Origin of the sequence: Bradyrhizobium lablabi (assembly GCF_001440475.1) — a bacterium.
GTDB classification, from domain to species: domain Bacteria; phylum Pseudomonadota; class Alphaproteobacteria; order Rhizobiales; family Xanthobacteraceae; genus Bradyrhizobium; species Bradyrhizobium lablabi.
On sequence record NZ_LLYB01000093.1, the window covers coordinates 41,803 to 48,885 of the forward strand.

Here is a 7,083-nt window from a genome sequence, read left to right on the forward strand (position 1 = left end):
GCCGCGCGGCCCAACGGTTTTATTGCTTGGCCACAGGTCCTGATCAAACCCGNACTCAAACCGCGAACAGGCCGTGACCATTCCGATTTGTTCGTTCTCATAATGCGTGAGCCAGCGTTTTGAAATTGCCAGGCTGAGCATCTTTATTTCAAGATTGACGAAAGCGTCGACATGATTCATGCTGCGTGTATCGCCTGAATGGTTATTCGACGAACACAGGGGCCGCTCTAACGGCCCCTGTTGCTTTATTGACTGATCCGCACTGAGAGATAGACCCTCAGCCAGCCCAGCCATAGAGCGAGCGTGCCACGAAGTTTCATGGTTCTCGCCTTTCTTCTGGTTATTCTACGTAGCGACCATTCGCCTCGCGGCACTCCAAACTAGCACGCGCATTTCGTACTGCAGCCCACCTTGTCCATCTGCAGCTCAATGCCCGGAGGGGGCGTGGCAGGTTCTCCTCTTGTTAGGATGTATGAAGAACCTGAAAAAGGATGAGGGCGCACAGCGCAAGTATTAGGGCTGCAGCCACGATCCACCAGAGAGGCTCAAGCCAGTCCGGATCGGTCGGCAGGACTCGTTTGTACCATTGGTACAATTGCTTCTCGGAGGGAAACAGGTATCGCGCGATCGTTCGGAAAATGTTCATCGCATCCTTCGGGACTTCGCCTGTCGCTGCGTGATAGCCGGGTGCAGAGGTCTCTTGTGGAACAAGACCTTCGCAAATCGCGTTGGCCGCAGCCGCATTGCTTCTGCCACAGTCGTCCAACGCTCTTTATAGCCGGGTAGATAGTCCAGGTACCATGGCGAGGCGCACTCCTCGAACACGATCCTTGCGAGTGGATTGTGTCGCAATGCCACGCGCGCGAACTGAGCCATGGCGCTATATTGGGCACGAGTGAAGCCGCCCTTCGCTCGCCGCTGGAGAAGCACCGTTACGTGCTTCTGGTTGATACTTGGGGATTCTGGTCTGAGGCTGCCGTCCCGCTTGATGAGAATGTTCGGCGCCTCGACTCCAAGCAGGGTCGAGAAGGTGACTTTCTCGGGGTAACAGCCACACATTGCCACACCTTGGAGAATCAGCACCCGCCCGGAATAGTACTCCGAGCGGGCTAGGCTGCGAGCTTAGCGGCCCTTGCCGCTATCCCGACATGCCCGGTACGGGTTTGCCTTCTCGGCAGGGACGGCGTAAGCGCGCCATTGTGCAAGCGTGAACCCGTACTTCTTCATGCAGGCTTGCGCGTGTGGCGTATCGTTGCGTGGCTCCGCCTGCGCCGCCGGGACGGCCACGGCAAGCAGTGCAAGCGCAATAACAGTGCCGGATAACTTCTTCATTGCTTTCTCCTCTCTACTTGGCCTTCCGGCCCTTGCTCTGACCGTCACTGTTGCCGGTCTCTCCCATGCACTTGCGGAAACAAGCGACTACGCTTGGCGTGTTTGCCGCTTCGCCGCCGGGTCTTCCACCGCACACTCCCGTGCAATACTCCCGGCTTTGCGCCGCAACGGGAGCGCTGAAAAGAAGCGAGGTGGCGACTGCCACGGCGCAGATTCCAATGATCCTGAACATTGCGGATATCCTTACTGGCAGGTGCCGTTACCGGTGTCGTTGAATGTGCAGGTCGCGCCGTTGCCCAGCTTCACCTGGTTGCGGGCAATCAATCGGCCTGACATGAAGTCGGCGGGGCATTTTCCTCCGGCCGAGATGTCATGGCTCTGGGCTCGCCACTGGCGGCCGTTCGGCATGATGAAGACTTTGCATCCGGGCAGGCCGGAGGCCGTGGCAACCCTCAAGACGGGGCCCGCCGCGTTGGCGGCCGGTGGTGCAGTCATCAAGGCGGCAAAAATTGCAAACCACGTGCGGGGTGGTTTTCTGATCACGGTGAAGCGCATCGTTCCTGTCTCGGTTGGAGTGGGGGAACCGATACATGCGCAAAAATTCTGATTTACGCTTTTTCACTCCAGGCGCAGGATGAGACGGTCAATGAATGGAAGTCTTTTTGATTGGAACGGCTAACCCCACGCAAAGATTCAGGATTCCGCGAGGAAACAAACGCACTGCAATATAGCCCATTTGGGCTTGCAAATGTCAGGACATCTGCGGGGACCTCACCGCTAAACGGAGGGCTCCTGTGATGGCAATCCTGGGATATGCGAGGGTCAGCACCCACGGACAGGTGCTGGATATTCAAGAGCTTCAGCTGCGCGCCGAAGGCTGCACGAAGATCTACGCCGAGAAAGAAAGCGGCATCAGCGCAAAGCGTCCCGTGCTCAAGCAACTGCTGCGTGATGTCAGACGGGGCGACATCATCATCTTCGCCGCGCTCGACAGGCTGACGCGCGAAGGGCCTTACAGAACGCTGGCGATTCTGGAGTTGATCACGTCGCGAGGCGCGACCTACCGGTCTCTCGCCGAGCCGTGGGCCGACACCACAACTGAACTTGGCGAGGTGCTCGCCGCTTTGGTCGGCTACATCGCCAGAAAGACAAGGCAGGACATTATTCGTCGGACCTCTGCGGGGCGACTGCGCGCGAGGGCGGCAGGCGTAAAGTTTGGCCGCAGGCCGAAGCTATCACCGCAACAACAAGCCCAGGCACTCAGTCGACGCCTCGCCGGAGAGCGTCCCGAGGCAATAGCGCCGTCCTTCAAGGTCAGCGCATCAACGATCCGGCGGCTGAAGCCAAAACCTTCCTAACCTGAACACGTATCGACTAAACGCTTGAAGGTTCACTATCGCTCGCGACCACGATCCTGCGCTCGCTCTCGCTTCATGCGATCGAGAGCCCTCTGGTCGCGGGCACTCCATCTTGGTTTGGCTGGCTTGGCCTCACGCGGTGCTGCTCCGTTGGCGCCCTCGACAGGCATTGGGCTCTTGGGACCCAAATCCTTGAGGAGCGGCTTCGCCCTGGCAAGCTTGTTCGTTGGCTTGACCGAAGCATCGTGCGGAGAGCGCATTTTCGCTATGTCACCGGCAGCAGGTTTCTTGGCCTGCCGCGCGGGTAGAGCATGGCGCATCGCGAGCGGCTCCCGGTTTGGATTCCCGGGACTCTGGTCCTTGAGGCGTGGCTTCTGCCTGGCAAGCTTGTTCGATGGCTTGACCGAAGCTTCGCGCGGAGATCGCTTCTTCGCTATGTGACCGGTTGCGGGTTTCTTGGCCTGCCGCGCGGGTGGAGCAGGGCGCATCGCGGGTGGCTCCCGGTGAGGGTTATGGATCGCAGCGAGATCCTGAAGCTCCCTGGTCTGGTTGTCGCGATCGATTGCATTCCAATAGTCCCGCTCGGTCTCCTGCGCCGCGTTGCGCCGCATGCGGTTGACCTGTGGTCGGCTCTTCCCCTTGTCGATGAGCCTGTAGTCGACATTTCTTTCAGGACGCCGCGCCCCAGGCGCGTTGCGGACCCGCCTTTGCCGCGATTTTGGTTTGGCGCCACGCTTGTCCATCGCCTGAGACTGTGGACCTTCGTGGATGGTCGGTTCTCGCTCGATCCCTTGCTCGGCAAGGGTCCGCCGGTCAATCCGCTCGCTCAGGCCAGCACGTTCAAGCGCCTGGTTGGCAAACTTTTCCCAGCTCTCCCGCAGTTGCTCGGTGCTGCCTTTCTCGCTGGTGCCGATGACCCGCTTGCCGGTCTTCGGATCCCGGTCCCGGATGACGAGGTGACAATGGGGGTTGTGAACGTCCTTGCCCTTGTCATGGAAGGCCGCCAGCCAGGGAGCCCGCCCCTGGGTGACGTGCTCGGCAAACTCCCGGACCAACCCGATCCGTTCGGTCTGGCTTAACTCCTTAGGGAGGGCCAGCATCACCTTGTCGATGACCCGGGCATTCTTACGGTCCTTGTCCTCGCAAGCCTTCAGGTATTCGGCGACTTCGCGCGGATTCTGGCCGGGCAGGCGGGCCTTCTGCATCAGGCTCATCGCCCGCTTGCGCGTGATGTAGTTAATGTGCGCCGCAGCCGTATAGGGCTGGGCCTGCGTGGACTTGCCGATCGGGCTGTGATGCAGGCTGAAAATGGCCACTCGAACACCCCCGAGGTGCGCCGGGTTTGCCTGCAAACCCATAAGTGCGCACTCCCGCCGGATCCCTACGTAAGCACGCTCCCGGACCCCCGCAAGACAAACGATGCACCGGCCTGGCCCCTTCCCCGGACGGACCCCTGTTCAGGACTCGGACAGTCGAGCCTCGCGGATTGCCTGCCGTGGGCTTGCTCCGGGGTTTCGTTTCAGGGCACAACCGCCGGACGCGCTTTCTGGGGCACTCTCGTGGGGCAACATGGGTACGTTTAAGTCGCCGGACCGTCCGGCCTCGGTCCTGCACCGACTGGTCGGGATAAAAGACACCGAGCCGCCAATCACCGACCAGGAATACGAACTCTACCAGCGGTTCGTCAGCAGCATCGGCTACGGGCCTCCCGACATTACCGGAAGGGTCAGCTACCCCAAGAGGGTCAAGCGCAGGACCCGCGCGGCCGTCCGCCAGTTCGTTTCCGATCCGGGGTTGCCCCGCCTTATCGAGATGCTGGAACGGGCGAAAGCCCAGGCCATCGCCGAAGAGCAAAGGCGCGAGCAAGAGAAGCAAGCCGGGGAGGCCTTGGCCGAGCAACGGCGCCAGCAAGAGAAGCTCGCCGCCATCGAGGCGTTCCATGACAACCAGCTCAGCGAGCTGGAGTTCAGGGTAGGCGAATTCCAGCACCTCATCGGGCGGACCTCCATCGAGGAGGCCACCCTGCGGATGGCGCAGGATAGCCAAAGCGACTGGACCAAGAACAAGCGCGCTCTCAACATGAAGCTGGCGACTCAGGGCGATCCTCGCAGCGCCATGGTGCTTGGCCCGCTGGCGAGCTTTGAAAACACCCTGTACGACAACAGCAGTGCCCTAAAGGTGGCAGCCGGTATGGAGAGGTTCGCCATCCGGCGAAGCCTCGTGTCCATGACCGAGGCCGAGCGCGCCACGCTTCGCATGGCGGACGTGCTCGCGGCGGTCGGACAGCTCGAGACGAACGACCACTATCGCATCGCCGTGCCCATCGTGTGGAACGGCGGCGACTGCGCGTATGACTTCGACCAGGGTACGGAGTTTCGCCAGCGCAATGCCATGCTTGAGGTACTCAAGCAACTCCTGGCGGCATCGCTCGGCACGTCGGCTGGTGCCCGCGAATACCTGAACCAGGCTGTACGCGCCGCGCTGGATGAAGCACGCGGCCTGGCGCAGCACCAGCGTCAGATTATCGAGCGCTACCTCTTCAGCGGAAATCGCTGGATGTCGGAAGCCGAAGGACAGCGAGCGCTCGCTCGCGGCGACTTGTCGGCTTCGGCGCTGCGCATCGGCGGTTTTCCGGGTAGTAGCGGTGAGCTGCTCTACGACCTGCGCGAAAGCCTCATCACCATCGCGCCTTCCGGCAGCGGCAAGAGCCAGGCGCATGTCTTGCGCAACCTGCTGTACATGAAGGCTCCTGCCGTGGTGCTCGACATCAAGGGCGAGATGTCGGCCGCGTCGCGGCAGTGGCGCGAGCACGAGCGCGAGTTAGGGAAGACATATGTCTTCGCGCCGCGCGAGCCCGAGAGTTCTTTCCACTACAATCCGCTCGACGACATCGGTACTGATCCGGATCAAGCCTGGGAGGATGCGCGCACCGTCGCGGACCTCATGTTCAAGCCGACCGCGAAGACTAGGGACGATGCGTACTTCGAGGGCCGCGCCCGCGACCTGCTTACAACAGCTCTGCTCGATGTTGCTCTCGCGCAGAAGGGCGCCAAGCGCACCATGGCTTCGGTCCTGGAATTGCTCTACACGTCCGAGGACGAGAAGGTAATTGCCTGGTGCAACCGCCTGGAAAAGCGGAAGAGCACCCAACTCAAGCTCCAGGCTTCGGCATTGAGGGGCATGCCGCCCAAGCAGCGCGAGAGCCTGCTTGATACGGCCCGGCGCCATGTTGAAATCTGGCAGTCTCCCAGCGTCCTGAAGGTCACTGGCGACACAACATTCAACGCTGCGTCGGTCCGCGAGGAGAACGCCACGGTTTACCTCAAGGTCACCCTCGAAGATGTTGAGCGCTATGCAAGCGTGCTCAGGGTGCTCGTCGGGCAGCTTCTCTTCAAGCTCTACCGCGTCCAGCCGGAGTCGGATGCGCCGCTCGTCACCTTCTTCCTTGACGAGTTGCCCCGCCTGGGGCGGCTCGACGTTATCGAGCAATCGCTCGACATGGGCCGTGGTTACGGCGTGCGCCTCTGGCTGTTCTGTCAGAACCTCGGCCAACTCCAGACCGCCTATCCCAACGCGCAAGGCATGATGAGCAACTGCGCCATTCGCTGCTTCATGAATCCTGATGAGGATTCCGCGCGGTGGCTCTCCGAGAACCTGGGCACCAGGCATGGACTGCTCGACGGGACCCGCAAGCCTCTTGTCGAGGCCCACCAACTCACGGGACCGGAGTTTGCAAACCAGGTCATCGTATTCTCGCGCGGGCAATTGCCTGCGCGGCTCGACAAGAAGCCTGCCTTCGCCGACCCCGTTTGCAAGAGCCGCATCGCAGGCGAGGGTGAGCCGGAGCAATCCACGGGCGCGACCAGTTCGAGCGGAACGCTCGACACGGCCGCCCCGGTTGATGAAGCGCAAAGCGCATCCGCTAATCCCGTGGATTGGGACGAGGTGCGGAGCGCCGCGCCCGCATCGCTGCTGTCAGCGGCGGCGCCCGCCGCGCGCAACAGCTTTAGCTGGCAATTCATTGGCGCAGGCCTGGCGACCCTTCTGGTCGTCGCAGGCCTCATTGCATGGCTCGCGTCGCAAGGAAGCGAAATCAACGCGCTCCGTGCCGACAAGGCGTCTCTCGGCGCCGCACTGGAGGCCGCCGAGCGTGCGAAGCAAAGCCTAGATAGGGAAAAAGCATCCTGGATGGAAAGCGTGCGCAATAGCGAACTCGCGCGCAGCAAGGTGCACGAGGAAGCGGAGAGCGCCCGCAAGGTCCTGGCGCTTGAGCAAAAGGACCACGTCGCCACCCGCGAGCGGCTGGCGAGCGTGCAACGCGAGCTGGAAGCGGAAAAGGCGCGCGCTGCCGCGCGCGCCGCGCCTCCGGCGCCCCAAGCTGCGCTTGTGCCTG

At 61.7% G+C, this 7,083-nt stretch carries 5 protein-coding genes; 3 read left to right on the forward strand and 2 right to left on the reverse strand.

Annotated elements, in window-relative coordinates; translation table 11 throughout:
• Nucleotides 1-1,122 precede the first annotated feature (1,122 nt).
• Nucleotides 1,123-1,332 (reverse strand): hypothetical protein, encoded by a 210-nt coding sequence (locus CQ14_RS27005; protein WP_057860869.1) that lies wholly within the window; start codon nucleotides 1,330-1,332, stop codon nucleotides 1,123-1,125.
• Here CQ14_RS27005 and CQ14_RS43920 point away from each other — a divergent pair.
• Both CQ14_RS43920 and CQ14_RS27015 read left to right on the forward strand, forming a co-directional pair.
• Nucleotides 1,313-1,939, forward strand: a complete 627-nt coding sequence (locus CQ14_RS43920) for a hypothetical protein (protein ID WP_156435470.1) — start codon at nucleotides 1,313-1,315, stop codon at nucleotides 1,937-1,939. The genes CQ14_RS27005 and CQ14_RS43920 overlap by 20 nt on opposite strands.
• Nucleotides 1,940-2,129: 190 nt before the next feature.
• Nucleotides 2,130-2,690 carry a recombinase family protein gene (locus tag CQ14_RS27015; RefSeq protein WP_057860871.1) on the forward strand — a complete coding sequence of 187 codons (561 nt, stop codon included), beginning with the start codon at nucleotides 2,130-2,132 and terminating at the stop codon, nucleotides 2,688-2,690.
• 35 nt (nucleotides 2,691-2,725) lie between these two features.
• Here CQ14_RS27015 and CQ14_RS27020 read toward each other — a convergent pair whose 3' ends face one another.
• Nucleotides 2,726-4,048: a MobA/MobL family protein gene (locus CQ14_RS27020; protein WP_057860872.1), complete on the reverse strand. Its 1,323-nt coding sequence runs from the start codon at nucleotides 4,046-4,048 to the stop codon at nucleotides 2,726-2,728.
• Nucleotides 4,049-4,259: 211 nt separating this feature from the next.
• Between CQ14_RS27020 and CQ14_RS27025 the strand changes: the two genes are divergently transcribed.
• Nucleotides 4,260-7,083: type IV secretory system conjugative DNA transfer family protein (locus CQ14_RS27025; protein ID WP_057860873.1), on the forward strand; the 2,824-nt coding region annotated here is incomplete at its 3' end.

Excerpts from the sequence above, each read along its gene's own strand:
- CQ14_RS27020 (WP_057860872.1), bottom strand. The coding sequence starts at position 4,048 with ATGGGTTTGCAGGCAAACCCGGCGCACCTCGGGGGTGTTCGAGTGGCC.
- CQ14_RS27005 (WP_057860869.1), bottom strand. The coding sequence starts at position 1,332 with ATGAAGAAGTTATCCGGCACTGTTATTGCGCTTGCACTGCTTGCCGTG.
- CQ14_RS27015 (WP_057860871.1), top strand. The coding sequence starts at position 2,130 with ATGGCAATCCTGGGATATGCGAGGGTCAGCACCCACGGACAGGTGCTG.